The sequence below is a fragment of the Pseudomonas quercus genome (assembly GCF_012033695.1).
Lineage (GTDB): Bacteria > Pseudomonadota > Gammaproteobacteria > Pseudomonadales > Pseudomonadaceae > Aquipseudomonas > Aquipseudomonas quercus.
In genome coordinates, this window is record NZ_JAAVJI010000017.1 from 53,523 (window position 1) to 74,571 (window position 21,049).

The 21,049-nt window shown below is 60.9% G+C and carries 19 protein-coding genes and 1 pseudogene; 10 read left to right on the forward strand and 10 right to left on the reverse strand.

Going from position 1 to position 21,049, the window contains the following annotated elements; genetic code table 11:
• Nucleotides 1–35: 35 nt before the first annotated feature.
• A pseudogene (locus tag HBH25_RS20685) lies at nucleotides 36–329 on the forward strand (REP-associated tyrosine transposase); the annotation flags it as partial.
• 63 nt (nucleotides 330–392) lie between these two features.
• On the opposite strand, the gene HBH25_RS20690 reads toward HBH25_RS20685, so the two are convergent.
• From HBH25_RS20690 to ribBA, 5 genes are all read right to left on the reverse strand, one after another.
• Nucleotides 393–1,526, reverse strand: a complete 1,134-nt coding sequence (locus tag HBH25_RS20690) for an ABC transporter ATP-binding protein (protein ID WP_168085827.1) — start codon at nucleotides 1,524–1,526, stop codon at nucleotides 393–395.
• A complete protein-coding gene (locus HBH25_RS20695; RefSeq protein ID WP_168085828.1) occupies nucleotides 1,523–2,344 on the reverse strand; it encodes an ABC transporter permease in 822 nt (273 codons plus the stop codon). Before HBH25_RS20695 ends, HBH25_RS20690 begins: the two co-directional genes overlap by 4 nt.
• A gap of 6 nt (nucleotides 2,345–2,350) precedes the next feature.
• Nucleotides 2,351–3,253 (reverse strand): ABC transporter permease, encoded by a 903-nt coding sequence (locus HBH25_RS20700; protein ID WP_229631990.1) that lies wholly within the window; start codon nucleotides 3,251–3,253, stop codon nucleotides 2,351–2,353.
• Nucleotides 3,238–4,266 (reverse strand): polyamine ABC transporter substrate-binding protein, encoded by a 1,029-nt coding sequence (locus tag HBH25_RS20705; protein WP_168085829.1) that lies wholly within the window; start codon nucleotides 4,264–4,266, stop codon nucleotides 3,238–3,240. Before HBH25_RS20705 ends, HBH25_RS20700 begins: the two co-directional genes overlap by 16 nt.
• 205 nt (nucleotides 4,267–4,471) lie before the next feature.
• Nucleotides 4,472–5,584, reverse strand: coding sequence for a bifunctional 3,4-dihydroxy-2-butanone-4-phosphate synthase/GTP cyclohydrolase II (gene ribBA, locus HBH25_RS20710; protein ID WP_168085830.1), 1,113 nt, complete (start codon nucleotides 5,582–5,584; stop codon nucleotides 4,472–4,474).
• Nucleotides 5,585–5,657: 73 nt separating this feature from the next.
• Here ribBA and HBH25_RS20715 point away from each other — a divergent pair, with 73 nt between their 5' ends.
• The 3 genes from HBH25_RS20715 to HBH25_RS20725 all read left to right on the forward strand — a co-directional run bounded on the left by HBH25_RS20715 (nucleotide 5,658) and on the right by HBH25_RS20725 (nucleotide 9,583).
• Nucleotides 5,658–5,945 (forward strand): DUF1330 domain-containing protein, encoded by a 288-nt coding sequence (locus HBH25_RS20715; RefSeq protein WP_168085831.1) that lies wholly within the window; start codon nucleotides 5,658–5,660, stop codon nucleotides 5,943–5,945.
• Nucleotides 5,946–6,190: 245 nt separating this feature from the next.
• Nucleotides 6,191–8,245, forward strand: coding sequence for a TonB-dependent siderophore receptor (locus HBH25_RS20720; protein ID WP_168085832.1), 2,055 nt, complete (start codon nucleotides 6,191–6,193; stop codon nucleotides 8,243–8,245).
• Nucleotides 8,246–8,413: 168 nt separating this feature from the next.
• Nucleotides 8,414–9,583 carry a GGDEF domain-containing protein gene (locus tag HBH25_RS20725; RefSeq protein ID WP_168085833.1) on the forward strand — a complete coding sequence of 390 codons (1,170 nt, stop codon included), beginning with the start codon at nucleotides 8,414–8,416 and terminating at the stop codon, nucleotides 9,581–9,583.
• Here the strand turns inward: HBH25_RS20725 and HBH25_RS20730 are convergent.
• Genes HBH25_RS20730 through HBH25_RS20740 form a run of 3 tightly spaced genes read right to left on the reverse strand, consistent with a single transcriptional unit; the run spans nucleotide 9,578 to nucleotide 12,543 of the window.
• A complete protein-coding gene (locus tag HBH25_RS20730; RefSeq protein ID WP_168085834.1) occupies nucleotides 9,578–9,895 on the reverse strand; it encodes an AtuA-related protein in 318 nt (105 codons plus the stop codon). The two genes, HBH25_RS20725 and HBH25_RS20730, sit on opposite strands and share 6 nt — an antisense overlap.
• Nucleotides 9,895–11,247 carry an acyclic terpene utilization AtuA family protein gene (locus HBH25_RS20735; protein WP_168085835.1) on the reverse strand — a complete coding sequence of 451 codons (1,353 nt, stop codon included), beginning with the start codon at nucleotides 11,245–11,247 and terminating at the stop codon, nucleotides 9,895–9,897. Before HBH25_RS20735 ends, HBH25_RS20730 begins: the two co-directional genes overlap by 1 nt.
• Nucleotides 11,248–12,543, reverse strand: a complete 1,296-nt coding sequence (locus tag HBH25_RS20740) for a CitMHS family transporter (protein ID WP_168085836.1) — start codon at nucleotides 12,541–12,543, stop codon at nucleotides 11,248–11,250.
• Nucleotides 12,544–12,673: 130 nt separating this feature from the next.
• Between HBH25_RS20740 and HBH25_RS20745 the strand changes: the two genes are divergently transcribed.
• The 4 genes from HBH25_RS20745 (at nucleotide 12,674) to HBH25_RS20760 (ending at nucleotide 16,748) form a co-directional block, all read left to right on the forward strand.
• Complete coding sequence (locus HBH25_RS20745) at nucleotides 12,674–13,567, forward strand: LysR family transcriptional regulator (RefSeq protein WP_168085837.1); 894 nt, start codon at nucleotides 12,674–12,676, stop codon at nucleotides 13,565–13,567.
• Between the two features lie 216 nt (nucleotides 13,568–13,783).
• Entirely contained in the window at nucleotides 13,784–14,410 is a 627-nt protein-coding gene (locus HBH25_RS20750) for a glutathione S-transferase family protein (protein ID WP_168085838.1), read from the forward strand.
• 242 nt (nucleotides 14,411–14,652) lie between these two features.
• Nucleotides 14,653–16,026, forward strand: coding sequence for an AAA family ATPase (locus HBH25_RS20755; RefSeq protein ID WP_168085839.1), 1,374 nt, complete (start codon nucleotides 14,653–14,655; stop codon nucleotides 16,024–16,026).
• A 5-nt stretch (nucleotides 16,027–16,031) separates the two neighbouring features.
• On the forward strand, nucleotides 16,032–16,748 hold the full coding sequence (locus HBH25_RS20760) for a retron system putative HNH endonuclease (RefSeq protein ID WP_324616918.1): 717 nt from the start codon (nucleotides 16,032–16,034) through the stop codon (nucleotides 16,746–16,748).
• A 31-nt stretch (nucleotides 16,749–16,779) separates the two neighbouring features.
• Here HBH25_RS20760 and HBH25_RS20765 read toward each other — a convergent pair whose 3' ends face one another.
• Both HBH25_RS20765 and HBH25_RS20770 read right to left on the reverse strand, forming a co-directional pair.
• Complete coding sequence (locus tag HBH25_RS20765; protein WP_168085841.1) at nucleotides 16,780–17,529, reverse strand: SDR family oxidoreductase; 750 nt, start codon at nucleotides 17,527–17,529, stop codon at nucleotides 16,780–16,782.
• Nucleotides 17,522–18,718: an MFS transporter gene (locus HBH25_RS20770; RefSeq protein WP_178089084.1), complete on the reverse strand. Its 1,197-nt coding sequence runs from the start codon at nucleotides 18,716–18,718 to the stop codon at nucleotides 17,522–17,524. The genes HBH25_RS20765 and HBH25_RS20770 overlap by 8 nt, the downstream gene beginning before the upstream one ends.
• A 134-nt stretch (nucleotides 18,719–18,852) precedes the next feature.
• Here HBH25_RS20770 and HBH25_RS20775 point away from each other — a divergent pair, with 134 nt between their 5' ends.
• The gene (locus tag HBH25_RS20775) at nucleotides 18,853–19,740 is read left to right on the forward strand and encodes a LysR substrate-binding domain-containing protein (protein WP_168085842.1); all 888 of its coding nucleotides are present in this window, start codon (nucleotides 18,853–18,855) and stop codon (nucleotides 19,738–19,740) included.
• Between the two features lie 413 nt (nucleotides 19,741–20,153).
• Nucleotides 20,154–21,035: a nucleoside-specific channel-forming protein Tsx gene (locus HBH25_RS20780; RefSeq protein ID WP_168085878.1), complete on the forward strand. Its 882-nt coding sequence runs from the start codon at nucleotides 20,154–20,156 to the stop codon at nucleotides 21,033–21,035.
• Nucleotides 21,036–21,049: the final 14 nt, after the last annotated feature.

Genomic DNA, 21,049 nt, shown 5'->3' on the forward strand with positions numbered 1-21,049 from the left:
CGTCGGGCTTTTTTGAGTGAGCACACGCACAGCCGGTTATAAGGGCCATACAGGCAGAGGCCAAAGCAGGTTCGGCTAGCACTCTGGCGTGGGTGTTGATGCCGGATCATTTTCACTGGCTGCTGCAGTTGGGCAATGCCGATTTGAATCATGTGCTCAGGCGCGTGAAATCCCGCTCAACCCTTGAGTTCAAGCGCGTCCAAGAGTTGCCCTGGGCCCTGTGGCAGAAGCACTTCTACGACCGGGCGCTTCGAATGGACGAGGAGGTGGCTGCAGCCGCCCGGTACGTGATCTGCAATCCGTTACGCCGAGTTTCGACGCACCTGTAGGCGCCGGGCTTGCCCGCGCTCTGAATACCGCCGCGCAGGCAAAGCCTGGCGCCTACGGGGAGATCAGCCCTTCTTCAAATCCCCTTCGGCCCATTCGCTATACACGCAGGCATCAGCTGCGGCCCAGCGCACGCAAATGGCCGTTCCGGGCGTTAATACCTGCCCGTTGGAAGACAAGGCCTTGACGGTCAATGCGGTGCCGCCTGCGGTCACGGCAGTACAGGTCTGGCTTTCACCCAGGAACAGCACTTCGCTCACTGTGGCAGTTACTTCGTTCCAACCGGCAGGCAGCGGCGAGGCGTGGGCAGCCGACAGGCTAAGCGCTACTGCTTTCTCTGGCCGCACCATCAATAGCAAAGGCTGCTGCGGTGAGGCTTCAACGCCTGGCCGGATGGCCAACGCGTGCCCCTCGAACATAGCTATTGCACCGCCACTTGCACTCACCTTAAGGAAGTTCGAGTTACCCAGAAACGATGCCACGAACGCATTGGGGGGGTTCTGGTACAGCTCGATACCACTGCCCAAGCCCACCACCTTACCCTGGCTGAAAATCGCAATCCGCTGGGACAGGCGCATGGCTTCTTCCTGGTCATGGGTCACGTACACAATGGTGATACCCAGGCGACGGTGCAGGTGGCGCAATTCGTCCTGCAGGTCTTCACGAAGCTTTTTGTCCAGCGCACCCAAAGGTTCGTCCATCAGCAGAATGCGCGGCTCGTACACCAAGGCTCTGGCGATGGCGACCCGCTGCTGCTGGCCCCCAGACAGCTGCGCGGGGCGGCGGTGGGCGAAGGTTTCCAGTTGCACCAACTTGAGCATGGCGTCTACGCGTGCGCACTGTTCGGCTGCGGGCAGTTTACGAATGGCCAGCGGGAACGCGATATTGTCCCGCACCGACAGGTGCGGGAACAGTGAGTAGCGCTGGAACACCATGCCGATGTCGCGTTTGTGGGGTGGCACGTTTACCAGTGACCGGCCAGCCACCTCGATTGCGCCCGAACTGGGCGTTTCAAAGCCCGCCAACATGGACAAGGTAGTGCTCTTGCCCGAGCCGCTGGACCCCAAAAAAGTGAGGAACTCGCCGTCCTCTATCTCCAACGACAGGTCGCTGACGGCAGTGAAATCACCGTAATGCTTGTTCAACTGGCGCAGGCTGACCAGGGTGCCTGGCGGGTTGGGTGTGAGGATGGCGTTCATTTCAACTCCAGGGCACGGGTTTCACTACGCCGGCGCAGGCCGGCGGCGATTAGCATCACCACAACTGACAAGCCGATCAGCAGCGTCGACGCCACCGCGATCACGGGGGTGAGGTCCTGGCGCAGCGTGGTCCACATTTTCACCGGCAAGGTTTGCAGGGTAGGGCTGGCCATCATCACGCTGAGCACCACTTCGTCCCACGACACCAGGAACGCAAACAGGCCCGCGGCGACCATGCCGGGGCGGATGCCGGGGAAGGTCACGCGGAAAATGGCTTGAAGGCGCGACGCACCGCAAATCACGGCGGCATCTTCGATGGAGCGGTCAAACAGCTTCAGCGCATTGATGATGGAAATGATGGTGAACGGCAACGCCACAATCACATGGCTCACCACAAAGGAAAACAACGTGCCGTTGAGCCCCAGCTTTAGAAACAGGGCATACACAGCCACCGCAATGATCACCAGCGGCACAATCATCGGCAGGGTAAACAGCGCATAGAGCAGATCCCGGCCAGGAAAACGCCCGCGTACCAAGGCAAAGGCACTGGGCACGCCCAGCGCCACGGCACATACCGTGGTCAGCACCGCCACCTTCAGGCTGGACCAGGCGGCGGCTACCCACTCTTCATTGGCGAAGAACTGCGTGTACCACTTCAGCGTCCAGCCCGGTGGCGGGAACACCAGCCACTGCGAAGACCCGAACGACAGCAGCACAATGAACACCACCGGCAGCAATAGAAACAGCATGATTACGCCGGTAGTGAGGTACAGGCCCCAGCGCAGTCGGGGCGGCATGGCATTGGCAGTCAGCAGCATGGGCGCTTACCTCCCGTTGACGGAGCCGACCGGCGATTCCGGTTGCAGCTTCAGGTAGATGTAGAACAACACCAGGGTGATCAGCACCAGCAACGCTGCAGCGGCACTGGCCAGGCCCCAGTTAAGGAAGGACTGCACCTGCTGCACGATAAACTCCGGCAGCATCATGTTTTGCGCACCGCCCAGCAGGGCCGGTGTCACGTAGTAACCCAGCGACATCACGAACACCATGAGCGCGCCGGAGAACAGCCCAGGCCGGCACAGTGGCAGAAATACCCGTGTGAAATTAGTCCAGGCGTTGGCGCCGCAAATGGCCCCCGCCTGCAGCACCATTGGGTCGATGGCTTGCAGGGTTGCCTGTAGCGGCAGCACTATGAAGGGAATCATGATGTAGGTCATGCCGATCACCACACCGGTAAGGTTGTGCACCATCTCCAGAGGCTGGTCGATGATGCCCAGGGCCAGCAGTGCCTTGTTCACTACGCCAGAGGCCTGCAACAGCACCAGCCAGGCGTAGGTGCGCGCCAGCAGGCTGGTCCACATGGACAGCAGCACGACGTTCATCAACCAGCGGCCCCACCCACGGGGCACCAGGGTAATCACCCAGGCCAACGGAAAGCCCAGCAGCAGGCTGAACACTGTAACCAGCCCAGCCACCGAGAAGGTATTTGCCAGCACCCGCACATAGGCTGAGTTGGCAAACAACTGTTGGTAGTTACCCAAGCCAGGCGTTGGTTCCAGCACCCCCCGTAGCAGCAAACCGATCAGGGGTGCAAAGAAGAACAGCCCTAGGAAAGCTAGCGCAGGCAGCAGGTTGGCGCTGCCACGCCAACGTCGCTCGGTGGAACGGGCAGGCGTGGCGTCCTTAGCAGCCAATGGCAGACCGCTCACTTCTACTTGACCAGCCATTCGTTCCACCGTGTCGCGATAGCGGGCCCGTTCTTGGCCCAGTACGCGTAGTCGAGGGTGATCTGGTCCTTGGCGTAGGCGGTAGGCAGGTTAGGCGCCAGGGTGGAATCCAGTTGGGGGATACTGTCGTTGTTCACAGGTGCATAGGCGGTAAGGTTGGAAAAGTCTGCCTGGCCCTTGGCGCTGCTGGCGGCCGCCAGGAACTTCATCGCAGCGTCCTTGTTTTTCGTGCCCTTGGGCACAACCAGGAAGTCCGCCATTACCAGGTTCTGTTTCCAGCTCACACCCACCGGCGCGCCGTCCTGCTGCAGGGCGTAGACACGGCCGTTCCAGAACTGCCCCAATGTGGCTTCTCCCGAGGCCAGCAACTGCTGGGATTGTGCGCCGCCACCCCACCACACAATGTCGGGCTTGATGGTATCCAGCTTTTTGAACGCACGGTCCAGGTCCAGCGGGTATAGCTGGTGAGCGGGTACGCCATCGGCCAGCAGCGCCAGCTCCAGCACACCTGGGCTTGGCCATTTGTACAAGGCGCGCTTGCCAGGGTATTTCGTGGTGTCGAAGAGGGCGGCCCAGTCCTGAGGTGCTGCAGCGCCGACCTTGCCTTGGTTGTACCCCAGCACGAAGGAGAAGTAAAAGGAGCCTACGCCGCGCTCGGAAACGAAGCGTGGGTCGAGGGTGTCGCGTTGGATCACCGAGAAGTCCAATGGCTCTAGCAACCCCTCAGCGGCCGCACGCAAGGCGAAATCCGCTTCCACGTCCACCACGTCCCACTGCACGTTGCCACTTTCAACCATGGCCTTGAGTTTGCCGTAGTCCGTAGGGCCGTCCATGACCACTTTGATGCCGCTGGCCTTGCTGAACGGCGTGGCCCAGGCGTCGCGCTGGGCATCTTGGGTGCTGCCACCCCAGCTTACGAAACTCAGGGGCTGATCGGCTGCCGTTGCCAGGCCTGCGCCCGAGGCCAGAATGGCCGCAACGTACGTCGCTATTGCTCGTTTTTTCAACACCATTGTGACGCCCTCGCTTTGTTGTCGTTATGCGGGCTGGAGCAGCGCTCCTTCAGCTTCCCGCTGGTGGGGAGCAGTGTCTTTTCGGTCCGGCAGGCCAGGCTGAAACAGGCGTCCACGTGGGCGCCGAAGCACAGAATACGTCGATCGATTCAGCCTGGAATGTCATATTATGGTATTCCAAACTTTGCGCAAGGGGCGTGTGGTGTCATACGGGTGAATAAGGCAAGGTTTCCACCACTTCCAGATCGTAGCCGGCCAGGCCGTTGTATTTGATCGGAGGGCCCAGGTGGCGGACTTTGCCTACGCCCAGATCCTGAAGGATTTGTGCACCGGTGCCCGTTTCTGAATAGCTGCGCACTACGCCAGGCGCATAGCGTTTGGGAGGGCAGGTCAGGTGAGGGACCCGTTCCAGCAGCGCCTGGGAGGACTCGTGGTTAGCCAGTATCACCACAACGCCGTGCCCAGCCTCGGCCACTTTTTGCAGGGCTGCCCACAGGGTCCAATGGGCAGGCCCGGTATACTCGGCACCTACCAGGTCCCGCAGAGGGTCGATCACATGGACCCGAACCAAGGTGGGCTGGGCCTTGACGAGATGACCCATGACCATGGCCATGTGAACGCCCCCGGTAATGCGGTCTTCATAGGTAACCAGGCGGAACTCGCCGTGCACCGTCGCCAGTGCCCGCTCGCCGATCCGGCTCACCGTGTGTTCGGTGCTCAGCCTGTAATTAATCAGCTCGGCAATGCTGCCTACCTTGATACCGTGCTTGGCCGCAAACGCTTGCAGTTCAGGGCGACGGGCCATGCTGCCGTCATCATTCATGACTTCCACGATGACCGAGGCCGGGGTAAAGCCAGCCATGCGGGCCAGGTCGCAACCTGCTTCCGTATGCCCGGCGCGGGTCAGCACCCCGCCATCCCGCGCTCGTAAGGGAAATATATGGCCCGGCTGGACAATGTCCTCGGCCTTCGCGTTCGCGCGTACTGCTGCGGCCACAGTGCGGGCACGGTCTGCGGCGGAAATCCCTGTCGTCACACCTGCGGCGGCTTCGATGGAAACGGTAAAGGCTGTACCAAAGCCGCTGCCATTGTTAGGGACCATCTGCTCAAGGCCCAGGCGCTGACAGTGTTCTTCGGTCAGGGTAAGGCAGATGAGCCCTCGGGCTTCTCGGGCCATGAAGTTGATAGCCTGCGCGTCACAGCAGTCGGCTGCGATCAGCAGGTCGCCTTCGTTTTCCCGGTCTTCGTCATCCACCATCAGCACCATTTTACCGAGGCGGTAATCATCGAGAAGAGTGTCTATGCTGTCGAAAGGCATGGCAGTTCCAGCGTGGCAGAGGGGCTGTCTAATGGTATACCATATTCCAAATTAAACCGCACAGGCGCACCCCATGAAAGGCTATTGGATCGCACAAGTCGACGTGACTGACCCCGAGCAATACAAGGAATACACAACCCGTGGCCCCATTGCCTTTGCCAAATACGGCGGGCGTTTCTTAGCGAGAGGAGGCCGTTCTCAGGCCATGGAAAACGGGCCTGCCGCCCAGCGCGTGGTGGTGATCGAGTTCGACAGCTACGAGCAGGCGGTGGCGTGCTACAACTCGCCTGAGTACCAGGATGCCCTGGGTTACCGCGAAGGGGCAGGGGTGGCGAAGATTGTGGTGGTGGAGGGGGTATAAAGCAGTTAGTGGGACAGCTAATAGGTCCGTGGTATGAATTGACGGGCCTCAGCTTTCAAAGGATTAAATAGGGCAACGGCGCTGCATAGGGCAGATGTGAAAAAAGTGTAAAAATATTCGCTAACGTATCTAGTTCTCATTCACATTTTGTTTCAGAATCGCGGCCTACCTTATCGCCCCTGAGACCCGCGCCCTTGAAACCTTGCCTCCGTGCCACTCTACTGCTTGCAGGTGCCTGCAGCGCCATGCCTATGGCATTCGCTGCCGATGATGACATTGTCACCTTGCCCACCACTCAGGTTCAAGATTCCTCTGCACAGGACGAAACTGAAACCGTGGGCTATCGCGGCGCGCCGTCTTCGAGCACCACCAAGCTGGGGATGACCAAGAAGCAGACCCCTCAGGCCATCACCACCGTTACTCGGCAACAGATGGACGACTTCAAGATCAACGGGATCAAGGACGCTCTGCGTTCGGCGCCGTCGGTCACGGTGGAGCAGAGCGAAAGCGACCGTACCGAGTTCACCTCGCGCGGCTTCGACATCACCACGTTCGAGTACGATGGCGTTGGCATGCCGTTCTCGCAGTTCACCCTGATCGGTGAGCAGGACCTGGCCGAGTATGAGCAGATCGACGTGCTGCACGGCGCCAATGGCTTGATGAGCGGCACCGGTAACCCGTCGGCCACGGTCAACTTTGTGCGCAAGCGCCCAACCCGGGAGTTTCAGGCCCAGGTCGGCACCAGCGTGGGTTCGTGGGACAGCCGCCGGGTAGACGTGGACGTGTCGGGCCCGTTGACCCCAACCGGCAACGTGCGTGGGCGCTTTATCTATGCCCATGACAAAGGCAATTCATGGATGGACCGCTACAGCCACGAACGAAACGTAGCCGCCGGGCTGCTAGCGTTCGACCTGAGCGAGCGCGATACCCTCACCGTGGGCTTCTCCCAGCACAACAGTGATTCCAACGGCAGCACCTGGGGTAACCTGCCCCTGATCGATGACAGTGGCAACCCCATCCACTATAGCAGCCGCAGTTCCAACGTAGGCCAGCCCTGGACCTACTGGAACATGCACACTCAGCGGGTGTTCGCCGAGCTGACCCATGCCTTCGACAATGGCTGGAATGCGACCCTGACGGCAACCGGCATCGCTGAGTACCAGGACACCAACATGTTCTACGTGGCTGGTGTGCAGGATGACGACGCACTGGTGTTTGCGGCGGACACGTCCAGCAAGGCCCACCAAGTGGTCGGCGAGGCCAAAGTGTCGGGCCCGTTCACCCTGTTCGGGCGCGAGCACTCGCTCACGTTGGGCGCCAGCTACGGCCGTACCCACCAGACCGCTCGCGAATTCGATGCTGTAAAGGGCGGCTATTACCACACGTCTTTTGCCGGCATTCTCGCAGGCCAGTCCGCGCACCCCGCGTTCACGTTTACCAGCGACGGCAACACCCAGAACTTCGAAGACTCCCAGAAAAGCCTGTTCGCCGGCACACGTTTCAGCCTCACGGATGACCTGCACTGGATTGTGGGCGCGCGCATGCTCAGCGCCGATGGTTCTGGCCTGAGCTACGGTGCTGCCCATGACACCCGCGAGCACGGCAAGGTCACGCCCTACACCGGCCTGGTGTACGACCTGAACAAGGAATGGGCGGTGTACACCAGTTGGACCAAGATCTTCACCCCCCAATATGTGGTGGGCTTCGACAATGCGCTGCTGGACCCCATGGAGGGCAAGAGCGTAGAGGCAGGCGTGAAAGGCAGCCTGATGGACAACCGGCTGGACCTCACCGCCGCCGTGTTCAAGACCACCCAGCAAAATGTGGGCGAATACGCAGGGTTGTCAGGTGGCCAGAGCGTGTACAACGGCGTGGACTACAAAAGCCACGGCATCGAGCTGGAAGCCTCTGGCGAAGCCTACCCCGGCCTGGACCTGCTGGCCGGCTACACCTATGTGCGCATCGACGACGAAGACGGCGAGCACACCCGCAAGTACGTGCCCACCCACAGCTTCCACGGCCTGGCCAGCTACCGCCTGCCCTGGCTGCCCAAAGCCCACGTAGGTACCCGCGTGAGCTGGCAGAGCGGTATCGAGAACACGGCCAACAGCGACATTCGCCAGAATGCCTATGCCGTAGTGGACTTGCTGACCAGCTACGACATCGACAGCCACTGGAGCACCGCCCTGAACTTCAACAACGTGACCGACCGCAAATACCTGCGCTCGCTCTACAGCCAGACCGCCAGCAGCTATGGCGAGCCGCGCAACCTCACTGCTTCAGTGACCTGGAAGTACTGACGGTACCTGCACCTACCTTGGCCTTTCGTCACAGGGTCCAGGTAGGTGGCCAGGACAAACGCGGAAATACTGGCACATAGACATCTATTCGACGATTACCCCTCTGAAAACCCCGCCTGAACGCTTACACTGCGGCTTTTAAGCCCAACGCTATCAGGCACGCCCTCCATGCTGCTCGACCCCCCAACCCTGTTAACCCTGACTGTTGCCCTGGCGGCTGCCGCTGCGCTGTACCTCGGGCTGGAGTGGCGCACCGTGCGCCAGCCGTCGCTGCTGTTCTGGAGCGCAGGGTTTGCCACCATCACCGTAGGTTCGACCCTGGCGCTGCTGCGCCTCACCGGGCTGCTGACCTTGGGCATCTGGTTTGCCAACGGCCTGCTGGTGGTGGCTCACTGGTTGTTTCTGCTGGGCGTTGCACGGTTCACATGCACGCGTTTATCTCGGGCCTGGTACCTGATCTTTGCGGGCTGGTGCGCCTTGTTGCTGCTCCCCAACGCACCGTGGTGGTCCAAGCTCATGCTGGCGGCCAACTCTTCTCTGGTAGCTGTGCTGATGCTGCGCGCCAGCACACTATTGCGCCCCCACGGCCGCTCTTTGAGTGAAGGGGCCGTGCAACTGCGCTACGTGTTGCTGGGCCATGGTCTGTTCTACGGCCTGAAGGTAATCATTGCCCTTGCGCCCGGCGCCCTGATCGACCTGGCGACCTTTGGGGGCTTGATCATTCAGGTGTCTCTAGTGGAAGGGGCGATGGCGATCATGCTGATCGCTTTGTCCATGACGGGTACCGAGCGCTATCGCCGGGAAACCCGGATGGCCCGAATCGCGGCGCATGACCCACTCACAGGCTTGTACAACCGGCGAGCGCTGGACACGCAGGCGCCCGCGCAACTAACCAAGGCCAGCGATGCCAACCCAGGCGCCATGCTGCTGATCGATATTGACAATTTCAAGCTGGTGAACGACCTGTTCGGCCATGCTGCAGGTGACCGGTTGCTGGTAACACTCAGCCAGTTGATCCGCACGGTATTGCCGGAGGGTGGCCTGGCAGCACGTTTGGGCGGTGATGAATTCATTTTGCTGTGGCAGCAGGCTTCGCTTGAGCAGGTACTGGCCGTGGGCAACCGGTTGCGCGACCAGTTCAACCAGGCCGCGCTGCAGGCCCATGCCACCCCCGCAGCGGTGACCCTGAGCATTGGCGCCAGCCAGTTTCTATCGCCCCCGGCCAGCCTGGCGGCCTTGATCGAAGAGGGCGACACCGCTTTGTATGCGTCCAAGCGAGGCGGGCGAGACACGCTTCGCCTCGCGGGCGCCATCCCTGAGCCTGAACGCTCGCTATAACTTCAGGGCCAGCAACGCCGCGCCCAGGGTTTTGCCGTGGGCGTCCAGCGCCAGGGAACGGGTCACCCCGCCCTTGAGCATGCCCGGCAGCACGAAATTCAGGGCATTGAGCTGGGGCAGCTCGTAGCGTTTCACCTGGGAAGCGGCTGAACCCAGCAGGCCCTTGAAATGTGCGGCCACCACCTCCGCCGTCACCCGCTCCCGGAGCAGGGCGTAATCCTCGGCGCGGTAGGCAATGACCGAGATATTGGACGTATCCCCCTTGTCACCCGTGCGTGCGTGGGCCAGGTCGGCCAGCGTTGATACCTTCATCAGGACACCTCTTCAATCCGTTCCAGCGTCACGGCCGAGCGTGGCAGCAGCAAGGACGCCACCGCCACAACCTGACGCACCTGTTTGCTGGCACCACCGCCGCCGGCTGGGCCATTGGTGTACAACGTTTCCACTTCATTGCCGATCTGCACCGCCTGGTCTTGCGTCGCGCAGCGGGCAGTGACCCGAAGGCGGACTTCGCTGGGTTCGCAGCCACCAGCCAACGTCTCGCCATAGAGGGCATTCATGCCGATCAGGTCTACCCGAACCTCACGCGTAGGCACGCCGATCAAACGAAGCCGCTCCTGGACAATGTCCCCAGCCAGTTGGGCGCGGGCTACGGCATTGGGACCGCCATAGGCCATTTGCCCGTCACCGATCCAGCCATCCAGAAACCCTACTGATACCTTAAGGTACTCAGGCCTGGCCTGGCCCGATGCGCCAAACGCCAGCACCTGGTTCTCACCGGTCTCCCGGAAGTCCACCGCACTGAAATCTGCGCTCACATCCGGTGTGAGGTAGCACGCCGGGTCGTGCACTTCGTACAGCACCTGCTCAGTGCAGGTCGCCCGGTCGATACGCCCGCCACTGCCGTGCACCTTGCCAAGGGTAGCCTGGCCACTGTGCTCGACCTGGGCGATGGGAAAGCCCAGGCGGGCCAGGTCAGGTACGTTCTTGCGGCCAGGGTCGGCAAAATAGCCGCCGGTGATCTGGCCCGCGCATTCCAATAGATGGCCGGTCAAGGTGCCTTGGCCCAGCCTTGCCCAGTCATCCGGCGCCCAGCCAAACTCGAACATCTGTGGCGCCAGGAACAGGGACGGGTCGGCCACACGCCCGGTGATCACGATGTCGGCGTCCGCTGCCAGCGCCTGAACGATGCCGTCGGCACCCAAATAAGCGTTGGCCGAGATCAACCGGTTGCCCAGGTCGGCCAGGCGTTGGCCATTGTCCAGCCTGAGCTCAGGGTCGGCCTGTAATGCGGCCAATACGTCATCACCGCGCAGGGCCACAATACGAAGGCCGGTAAAGCCCAGGTACGTGGCCAGCTCGGCCACAGCCTTGGCCGCCTGGGCCGGGTTGGCCGCGCCCATGTTGGTGATCACCCGCAAGCGGCGCCCGCGCGCGGCCGACCCATGAACGAACGGCAGCACCCGGCGCATGCGCTCCAGTAGCAGGGGGTCGTAGCCGCCTTTGGGGTTGCTCAGCCGGTCCAGCTGGGCGAGGGCGATGGTGCGTTCAGCCAGGCACTCGAACACCAGGTAGTCCAGGTCGCCTTTTTCAGCCAGCTCCACCGCAGGCTCGATACGGTCGCCGGAATAGCCGGCTCCACAGCCAATTCTCAGGGTTTTCATTCAGAACACTCCCAGCAGCAGGGCCGTCAGGGTCATCAGCACTGAGGCGGCGAACAGGAACGGGATGGTAAAGCGCTGGTGGTCGGCCAGGTCGATCTTGCACAGGCCCACCAGCAAGAAGGTAGCCGGGGTGAGCGGGCTGACCGGGAAGCCGGTGGTGTGAACACCCAGCAGGGAGGCCTGCGCCACTTGCAGGGGGCTGATACCTAGCGAACGCCCCACTTCTGCGATCACCGGCATTACCCCGAAGTAGTAGGAATCCGGGTCGAACAACAGGCTCAGTGGCATGGAGATAAAGCCCACCACCGCCGGAATCAGTGAGCCATGGCCCGGCGGTATAGCACTTACCCCCACTTCGGCCATGGCCTTGAGCATGCCGGTACCTTGCATGATGCCGGTGAATACCCCAGCAGCCAGCAGGATACTGGCCATGGTAAGGGCGGTTTTGGCGTGGGCGTCGATGCGCGCACGCTGGGCGTCCACATTGGGGTAGTTCAGGCACAGGGCCAATACCGTTCCCACCATAAACATTACGACCGGGTCCACCCAGCCCGCGATCATCACGGCCATCACCACCACGGTCAGCACCAGGTTCGCCACAAACCGCGTGGGGCGGCGCAAGGCCTCTTCCTCCGAAGTGAGGGTGCGCTGTGGCATTACCTCACTGGCCGGCATCCCGGCACCCAGGCCAAGGCGACGTTCCTCGCGCAGCCCCAAACCCCAGGCGCAGGCGAACACGAACGCAAGCCCTACCAGTTGCACCAGGATCAGCGGCTGGAACAGCTCGCTCACAGGCACATGCAGGGCTGCCGACGAGCGCAGCACAGGCCCTGTCCATGGCAGGAAGTTGACCCCGGCCGCCATGGCTGCCACGCAGGCCAGAATGCGCTTGTCCATGCCCAGGCGGGTGTACAGGGGCAGCATGGCCGGTACGGTCACCAGGAAGGTCACTGCGCCGGAGCCGTCCAGGTGTACCAGCAAGGCCAGCAGGGCGGTACCAAACACAATGCGTGTAGGGCGGGTGCCCACCGTCTTCAGAATGCGGTCGATGATCGGGTCCAGCATGCCGGCATCGGTCATCACGCCGAAAAAGAGGATCGCGAACACGAACATGCCTACCACCGGCGCCACATTCTTGATGCCCGTAATGATAAAGGCGCTGGTCTGAAGGCCGAAGCCAGTAAGCAGGGCGGCAATGATCGGCAGCGCGATCAGGGCCACCAGTGGGGACAGGCGCTTGCTCATCACAGCCACAAGCAGGCAGACAATGGTCACGAGACCGGCGAACGCGAGCATGGCAGCTCTCCGTAAGGCCTTGCGGGCGCTGGGCTACCGAAGGCTGGTTTATTGTTGTGTGCCGAGTATTGGAACGCCACTGCCATGTTGTAAATTGAAATATGCAACCCGGCACGTTCGAGAAAACAAAATGAAAAACGCGCTCCAGTCCATTCGTGCCTTTGTCACCGTGGCTCACGCAGGCCACTTCGCCAAAGCCGCCGCACAGCTTCACCTCTCGCCCTCGGCACTGACCGTGCAGGTTCAACAGCTGGAGCAGTGGCTGGGCGTGGCCCTGCTGGACCGCGGCCCTCGCCACCTGGAGCTGACCGAAGCCGGCCGCCAGAACCTGCCGCACATGGAGCAACTGCTGCTGGACCTGGACAACCTGGTCGCTAGCAACCGTGACCTTGCGGCGCTCAGGCGGGGAACGGTTGAACTGGCGGCCTTGCCCTCGCTGTGTTCCAGCCTGCTGCCCGTGGCCCTCAAGCATTTCGGCCACCTTCACCCCGGCATTGAGGTACGCCTGCGCGATGTGGTCGCGCAGCAAGTGGAAGACCAGGTGCGCGCCGGCAGTGTGGATTTCGGCCTCAGCGTGGCGCCCCGAAGTGCCGCTGGGCTCAGGTTTGAACCGTTGCTCGTGGACCGTATCTGCCTATTGCTGCCGCTGGACCATCCGCTTAACGATGGCCGGCCTCTTACCCTGGCACACCTGGACGCGCAGCCCATGATCCTGACCGGGCGCGATAGCAGTGTGCGCATGCAGGTGGAGCGGTTGTTCGAGGACCGCCACTTGCGGTTGCATCGTCAGATCGAAGCCAACTACATGTCCACGGCCATCGCCTTGGTACAGCAGGGGCTAGGCATGACCCTACTGCCAGAGTCCGCCGTGCAAGGGCACGAAACCCTGGCCTGTATCCCCTTGGAGGAACCGGCGTTGAACCGGTGTATCGGCATTATCACGCGCAGTGAGCGAGCCCTGGGGCCCGCGGCCGAAGCGTTGGCTGAGCTGTTGAGCACTCATGCGGCGGCTGTAGGCGCTTAACCTTGCCGTGCGTAGAAGGGTATAGGACTAGTTACAGCCGAAGGCGGAGGCCGGGCATCTGTGAGCACTGCGGTGCGGCGGCTGTCCAGTTCGCCCGCTGCGCCCGCGCTGCGCGAACGCCCACAGGGGTTTCTGCCGTGCGTGGGCAGGAAGCAGCAACACGGGCTCGGGCTCACGCTGTTCTATGCTTGAGGTTTTCACGCCGGAGTGACCTCCATGTACACACTGTTTGGCGCAAATCGTTCGGGCGCTGTGGCCATCGAGGCGGCGTTGCAGCAGTGTGAGGTTCACTACGAATGGGTAGCTGCCAGTTCATGGGAACAGGGCCCAGGCACGGATTGGCTCAAGCGGGTCAACCCGTTGTGCCAGGTGCCTACACTGCTCACGCCCGAGGGCGAGGTGCTGACGGAAAGTGCCGCCATCCTCATAGGGCTGGGCTTGAAATACCCTGGCTCCGGCCTGCTATCGGCCCATGGCCCCACCCGTGCCCAGCAGATACGCAGCCTGATCTTTATTGCCAGCAACTGTTATTCGGCCATCGGCGTGATCGATTACCCGCAACGGTGGTTACCGGCGGCGGACGAGGCCACCTTGGCCCTGCTGGCAGAAGGCGCACGCCAGCGCCTGCATCAGCAGTGGGCCGTGTTTGGCGACCTGTTTACCAGCGGTGACGGTTGGCAACCTAAAGCACCGGGCGGGCCGGAACTGCTGGCAGCGGTGGTGACCCGATGGAGCGGTACACGGGAGTACTTGGCTAACGTGCGGCCAGCGTTTCTTGAATCGCTGGAAGCCATTGACCGGCATCCTAGCTTGCCGGGTGTGCTGGCGCGGCGTTGGGTGTGAGCACGCGCTGTTTAGTGATGTTGCCAAGATGAAGCCAGCGTTGTTTCATCAGCCTCGGCCGCATCTTTCCTGTCTGGGGTTTCCATAGCTGCGGTTCAATGCATAGGGGTAAGGCACCATGGGTTAGCAACGCGTAACGGACTTTATGTAGCGTTTTCACGTTTTGGCTTTAGTATGCTCTCCATCGCAATTTTCAGGCGCAACCATATGCTGGGTCGAGTCAAAAAACTGGGGAAGGCACTGTGAAACTTCATAAGTTGCGGCTACGAAACTATCGCTGCTTCAGTGAATTTGAAATCGATTTCGACCCAGGCTTGACCATTCTGATCGCCTCGAACGGTGGGGGTAAAACCACTGTGTTGGATGCGGCGCGGGTGGCGTTATGGCCATTCGTAAAGGGGTTTGACCTGGGCAGCCAGACTGGCAAGTCGGCAACGTTGCAGATAGAAGATGTACGGTTGGCCCTGTTTGATAGTGCAAACATGGAGCCCCAGGCGCCTGCGGTGATCGAAGCCTGGGGAAGCCGCTGGGAGAACGATCACATCCATTGGCAGCAAGTACGCGAAAGCGTGAGAAAAGCGACGAATACCCGGGGTGATGAGGGAACCAGAACCCTCACCGCTTATGGCGCATCGTTGCAGGCAAAGGTACGCGCCGATGCCTTCACCGTGCTGCCCATGGTCACCTATCTAGGCACCTCCAGGCTGTGGTTCGAAGGTCGCTTCACTTCAGCCGCGGCGCAGACAACCCTCGACAAGGAAGAGTTCTCGAGAACATCGGGCTATCTCAACTGTTTGTCTTATTCCTCAAGCTTCAAAACCTTCACGGCCTGGTACAGCTGGATATACCGCAGCTACCGCGAGAGCCAGTTGATTGCTCTAGAGCGCGGTAGCAATGCCCTTGAAGCTGGGCAGCGTTTTGAAGACGTGATTGCAGCCGTCAAAACGGCCATTGATACCTTGATAACAGAGCCCACCGGCTGGCGCGGTCTGGAATACAGCGAAAGCCACCAGCAGCAATTGGTCATGCGCCATCCGCAGCAAGGCGTGCTGCCTGTAGACATGCTCAGCGATGGGCTGCGCAACGCAATAGCAATGGTTGCAGATCTAGCCTTCCGAGCCTGCAAACTCAACCCGCACCTTGGTAAACGAGCCCCTTTGGAAACGCCCGGCGTTGCGCTTATCGATGAAGTAGACATGTTTCTGCACCCCTACTGGCAACAGACAATAATAGGCGCGTTGCGCACCGCGTTTCCCATGATGCAGTTCATTGTGACGACTCACAGCCCGCAAGTGCTTAGCACCGTGAAGCGTGAAAACATCCGAGTCATAGGGGAAAATGGCCGAGGTGGAATGATCGCATCACAGCCCTTGGCAATGACGTACGGTGAACCTAGCCACAGAGTGTTACATGCCGTGATGCAGGTAGACCCCCAACCCCCCGTGGACGAGAAACAGGCGTTGCAGCAGCTCACTGAATGGGTTGACAAGGGGCGTTATGATGAAGCGCCTGCAGTTGCTTTGATGAGGCAACTCTTAGAAGCGTTGTCTGAGCACCACCCTCAACTGCAACGGCTGCAAAGAAGCATCAGGCGACAAGAGGCACTGAGAGGGTGAGGTCGGTGCGGAAAACAAGCGCCGGCCCCTTTCAGTTGGCACGGTCACATGCCGAGCCGCCTCTAGATGGCGCGGCTGCCACCAGCCGCTGGAAAAGCTTTGGCTACAAAGCTGAGGTGTTAAGTTGTCTGCTCCAAGAGCAATATGCGCTGTGCTGCTATAGCGAAATTCGAGCATCTGAAGTTGGCTTGGGCTTTCATATAGAACATGTGGAGAACAAATCCCAACGCCCAGCTCGTACTTTTGACTACGCAAACCTTGCCGCAAGCGCATTGAGCAGCGAAAACGACCTTAATGCATTCAAGGCCATGCGCGCTGAGGTATTTGGCGGCCATGCGCTAGGCAAATCCAAGGGTGTGGACATGGCTCGTTTTATTTTCTGTCATCAAGCGGACTGCTCGCGCTTTTTTACCTATCTTTCTGATGGCCGCGTGGTGCCTGCAGATGGTCTTGTAACGGCCGATGTGGACCGGGCCAGGTACACGATAGAACTGCTTAATTTGAACAGCCCCTATCTGCTAACCCTGCGTCAGCAGTGGTGGGAAGAACTTGAAAGCGTCATCGAGGCACACATTACCCACGATATGGACCTTCAGTGCTTGGCCTGCATAGATCTCGTGCCGCGCAATGAAGTGCTGAGTCCATTTTTCAGCATCACGCGTGCAGTATTTGGTAGGGTTGCAGAGGACGTACTGACCCGTTATGCGCCTGAACTGCTTTGAGTTCAGTAACCAAGTCGCTACCCCAATCACTCTACTTCCCCCCCGTCACATCCAAAAATGTCCCTGTAACAAACGAAGCTTCGGCACTGGCCAGCCACAGCACGGCCTGTGCCACTTCTTCAGGCTGGCCACCCCGGCCCATGGGGATGGAGTCCTTCACCCGGTCCACGCGCCCGGGTTCGCCGCCGCTGGCGTGCATGTCGGTGTAGATGTGCCCTGGCCGAATACAGTTCACCCGTATGCCTTCGCGGGCGACCTCTTTGGCCAGGCCGGTGGTAAAGGTTTCCAGGGCCCCTTTGGAAGCGGCGTAGTCCACGTATTCGTTAGGGCTGCCCAGCCGAGCGGCGGCCGAGGAGAGGTTGATGATCGACCCGCCCTGGCCCTGGTGCCGTGTGGACATGCGCTTGACGGCTTGCTGTGCGCACAGCATGGGGCCGATGGCGTTGACGGCGAAGATCCGCTGCATACGGTCGTGGGCCAGGTCTTCGAACCGGGACTGGCGGGCCAGCACCCCTGCATTATTGACCAACACGTCCAGGCGGCCGAAGGCCTGGTCGACGGCCGCGAACAGTGCGTTGATCTCTTCTGGCACGGCGTTGTCGGCGCGCACCGCCAGCGCTCGGCCACCCAAGGCGTGGATATCAGCCACTACACCTTCAGCCGCCGCCGAGTCCGACACATAACTGATCGCCACGTCATACCCGCGTGCGGCGGCGAGCCGGGCGGTGGCGGCGCCAACACCGCGGCTGCCCCCGGTAATCAACATCAGCGGGTTATCCATTTAACGCACTCCTGGTCGTGAACGCCTGCGCGGCCTGTAGCGCTGGGCGCAGCAGCAACACCAGCGGCACAATCACCCCGGCGGTGGCAGCGGTTACCAGCAGGCCGGTGGTCTGGCTGCTGTGGTCGGCGACGGCGCCGTAGAAAATGGGGGCGATACCACCGGCACCGATTACGCTGGTATAGAACACCGCGAACGCCCGGCCCGTATCGCCGTCGCTCAGTTCTGGCACCGTGCCGTAGAGGATAGACGAGGTGCCGTTAAGCACGATACCCAGCAGCGGCAGCACCACCAGTGTGGCAGGCAGCGATGTGTACAACGTGGCCACGATCAACAGGGCCGTTGCGGTTTCTGTGAGCATCACACCGCCCACCACACCCAACCGTTCCCCAAGCCAGCCACAGGTGGCCTTGCCCAGTGCCCCGCCTATGAACAGGAGTGCCAACGCTATGCCCACCGTGGGCGAGCCACCACCTAACCCCTGGATTAGAAAGGGAAGGAACAGCAGGTAACCCATACGGGTGGCGGTATCCAGCGCTCCGATCGCAGACAGCAGCCCAAAGCCGCCCCGGCCACCTGGCGCAGCCCTTCGTTTAGCCACGGGATGCACAGGTGTCGCGGGCGCCAGGGGCACCAACACGGCTGCGACCATCAGCCCCAGCAGTGCCATAAGCCCCAACACCGGGCGCCACGCCATCAGCGGCAGCAATAGCGCCACCGCCGCTGGGACAATGGCCTTGCCCAAGTCCCCCGCGAAATTGTAAAGCCCCAATGGGCGACGTGCGTCTTGGCCGTAGGTATCACTGACCAGCATCGAACCACGCGGGTGCTGGATGCTGGACCCTACCCCTGCGAGAGCCAGCCCAACGCACAGGCCGATGAAGCCCAAGGGCAGCGCCATCATGGCCAGGCCGGCCGCCGCCACCAGGGTAGACAGCACCAGTGCTGCACGGGAGGACACCCTGCGCAGGGCACGGTCGGCCGGAATCTGCAGGCCACCCATGGTGCCATAGTAGAGCGCCCTCACCATTGCCAAGGCTGCGTACGACAAGCCGAATTCAGCCTGCCACAGTGGCAGGAAGGCGTAGAGGCCATCGGTATAGCCGTCATGCAGCGCGTGGGCCAGGCAGGCACCGCCTAAACTGCGCCTTTTGCGAGTGTTATCCGGTGTGGGGGCGGGGGTAGGCAAAGGTGTCCTCCGTGGGATGATCTTGTATGCCGCTTGAGGCCGTCACTGCACGTAAAAGGCTATACCGGTGAGCGACCCTGCACTAGAACCTTTAGAATCACGGGTACCGTTCCTTTTTCTCACGGGTGACTGCCATGCGTGACCTGCCGCCGCTTAATACCTTGCGCGTTTTTGAAGTGGCGGCCCGAGCGGCCAGCTATGCCGAAGCGGGCGCTGAGCTGCGCATTACCCACGGCGCCGTCAGCCGCCAGATCGCTACCCTGGAGCACTGGCTAGGGCATCGCCTGTTCATCAAGGAGGGGCGGCGCATGGTTGCCACACCCATGGCCAAGGTGCTGGCGGAGGAGGTGCGGCTGTCCTTTGATCGCGTTGCCGCAGCGCTGCAAGCCTGTGGTCGCCCCAACGTGCGCCGTCTTCTCAGGGTCAGCGCACCTACCAGCTTTGCCATGCGGTGGCTGATTCCACGCCTTCCAGCCTTCCATGCCGCTAACCCTGAGACCGAAGTGGTGGTCACCACCGTCTCTACGGTGCTGGAAGCGCTGCGCGGTGGCGTGGATGTGGCCATTCGTCGAGGAAGTACGGGGCACCACGCGTGGCCAGGCCACCAAGTGATTCCGGTGCTGCAAGAGGCCGATACCCTCATCATGAGCCCCGCGCTGTTCGCGCAGCGGCCAGTGCTCACACCCGCTGATGTGGAAGGCCATACCTTGCTGGCCACTGAAACCCGCGCAGGCGAGTGGCAGCACTGGCTTGACGCGGCAGGGCTTCACCACCTGGTAAGCCACCCTCGCCAAGTGTTTGACCACTTCTTCATTACCCGTCAGGCCGTGGAGGACGGCTTGGGCATTGGCATCGGCCCTGTGCCGATGCTGGACATCGACCTGGCCAGCGGCAAGTTGGTTGCGCCCCTGCCTCATATACGAGTGGCGCAAACAGGGTATGTGGCAGTAGTGCCTCATCACGGTGATGAATACTGGATCATGGACTTTGTGCAATGGCTTGCTGCCCAGTCACACCCCTGATGCAGAGCGTCTGTGAGTGAGGGAAGATTGAATGGCCAGCGCTCCCAAACCGCGCACGCTGCACAGATCGGGTGCTCTGAAGTGGATCAATTGGTCAGTTTCTGGCATTGTCGGCGCCCAAGCCAATGAATCCAAAGACAATAATCACATGGCATACAACCTGCTAACTCAATGCCCAGCTTTCACTCACCCAGCTGAATATCCGCGCCAGAGAGCGGTTTCAAGGCAGTGAGTGGTCGTTCCCTTCGAGGGAAATCGCCCAGCTACGATGGTGTTTTTCCACCGATATGTATCGGTAGCGAACGGCTGCGCGTGTAGAAAAACTAAAACAGTGAAGGAGCAGGGCAGTGGCGTTGATCAAAGGACGTAAACAAGCAAACGTTTGCCTGGGGCTGGGTTGGGCACTGTGTGCAATGGCTGCCAGTGCAGCAGAGCCGCCTGCCGGTGGCACCGACAGTGCGCAAGGGGAAGGGTTGAGCTACGAAGTGTCACCCCCTGTAGATCAAACCAAGGCCGCCCCCTGGTACAACCAGAACCTGACCTTGATTGGCAGCAAGGACATCAGCTTCGGCCCGCGCCCCAACGATGACATCTACCTGGAGTATGAATACTTCGGCCGCAAAGGGCCGTTCGAGCTCTACGGCTACATCGACGTGCCAAAGATCCTGGGCATCGGCAACAGCCACGACAGCGGCGCCTGGGACAAGGGCTCCCCCCTGTTCATGGAACATGAACCACGCATTTCCATCGACGAGTTGACCGGCCGCAAGCTGGGCTTTGGCCCCTTCAAAGAGTTTTACGTGGCCTTCGACTGGATCTACGACAACGGCCATAATCGCGACGGCCGTGCCAACACGCTGTACAGCGGTTTTGGTACAGACATCGAAACCCATAGCCGGGTGAACCTGTCGGCGAACCTGTATGCACGCCGCCAGTGGGAAAACTATGGCGCGGCGAATGAAAACTCCTGGGATGGCTACCGTGCCCAGCTCAAGTACATCGTCCCTATCGATAAATACGACAATGGCGCCTCGTTGACCTACATCGGTTTCACCAATTTCGATTTCGGTTCCGACCTGCATGACCAGGCCGGCCCGGCCCGAACAGCCAATGCAACTGTGGCCACCAACGTACTGCTGTATTCCTTCACCCACCTGCGCTTCATGGCCGTAGGGCGCTACTTCCATAATGGCGGCAACTGGAAGGATGGCACCGAGCTGGACTTCGGCGACGGCCCGTTCAAAGGGCGTTCCGATGGCTGGGGCTATTACTTCGGCGTGGGCTACCAATTCTGAACCGCATTACAAGA

Excerpts from the sequence above, each read along its gene's own strand:
- HBH25_RS20740 (WP_168085836.1), bottom strand. The coding sequence starts at position 12,543 with ATGCTCGCGTTCGCCGGTCTCGTGACCATTGTCTGCCTGCTTGTGGCT.
- ribBA (WP_168085830.1), bottom strand. The coding sequence starts at position 5,584 with ATGCCTTTCGACAGCATAGACACTCTTCTCGATGATTACCGCCTCGGT.
- HBH25_RS20735 (WP_168085835.1), bottom strand. The coding sequence starts at position 11,247 with ATGAAAACCCTGAGAATTGGCTGTGGAGCCGGCTATTCCGGCGACCGT.
- HBH25_RS20705 (WP_168085829.1), bottom strand. The coding sequence starts at position 4,266 with ATGGTGTTGAAAAAACGAGCAATAGCGACGTACGTTGCGGCCATTCTG.
- HBH25_RS20715 (WP_168085831.1), top strand. The coding sequence starts at position 5,658 with ATGAAAGGCTATTGGATCGCACAAGTCGACGTGACTGACCCCGAGCAA.
- HBH25_RS20730 (WP_168085834.1), bottom strand. The coding sequence starts at position 9,895 with ATGAAGGTATCAACGCTGGCCGACCTGGCCCACGCACGCACGGGTGAC.
- HBH25_RS20725 (WP_168085833.1), top strand. The coding sequence starts at position 8,414 with ATGCTGCTCGACCCCCCAACCCTGTTAACCCTGACTGTTGCCCTGGCG.
- HBH25_RS20775 (WP_168085842.1), top strand. The coding sequence starts at position 18,853 with ATGCGTGACCTGCCGCCGCTTAATACCTTGCGCGTTTTTGAAGTGGCG.
- HBH25_RS20745 (WP_168085837.1), top strand. The coding sequence starts at position 12,674 with ATGAAAAACGCGCTCCAGTCCATTCGTGCCTTTGTCACCGTGGCTCAC.
- HBH25_RS20695 (WP_168085828.1), bottom strand. The coding sequence starts at position 2,344 with ATGCTGCTGACTGCCAATGCCATGCCGCCCCGACTGCGCTGGGGCCTG.
- HBH25_RS20720 (WP_168085832.1), top strand. The coding sequence starts at position 6,191 with ATGCCTATGGCATTCGCTGCCGATGATGACATTGTCACCTTGCCCACC.
- HBH25_RS20690 (WP_168085827.1), bottom strand. The coding sequence starts at position 1,526 with ATGAACGCCATCCTCACACCCAACCCGCCAGGCACCCTGGTCAGCCTG.
- HBH25_RS20750 (WP_168085838.1), top strand. The coding sequence starts at position 13,784 with ATGTACACACTGTTTGGCGCAAATCGTTCGGGCGCTGTGGCCATCGAG.
- HBH25_RS20780 (WP_168085878.1), top strand. The coding sequence starts at position 20,154 with ATGGCTGCCAGTGCAGCAGAGCCGCCTGCCGGTGGCACCGACAGTGCG.
- HBH25_RS20700 (WP_229631990.1), bottom strand. The coding sequence starts at position 3,253 with ATGGCTGGTCAAGTAGAAGTGAGCGGTCTGCCATTGGCTGCTAAGGAC.
- HBH25_RS20765 (WP_168085841.1), bottom strand. The coding sequence starts at position 17,529 with ATGGATAACCCGCTGATGTTGATTACCGGGGGCAGCCGCGGTGTTGGC.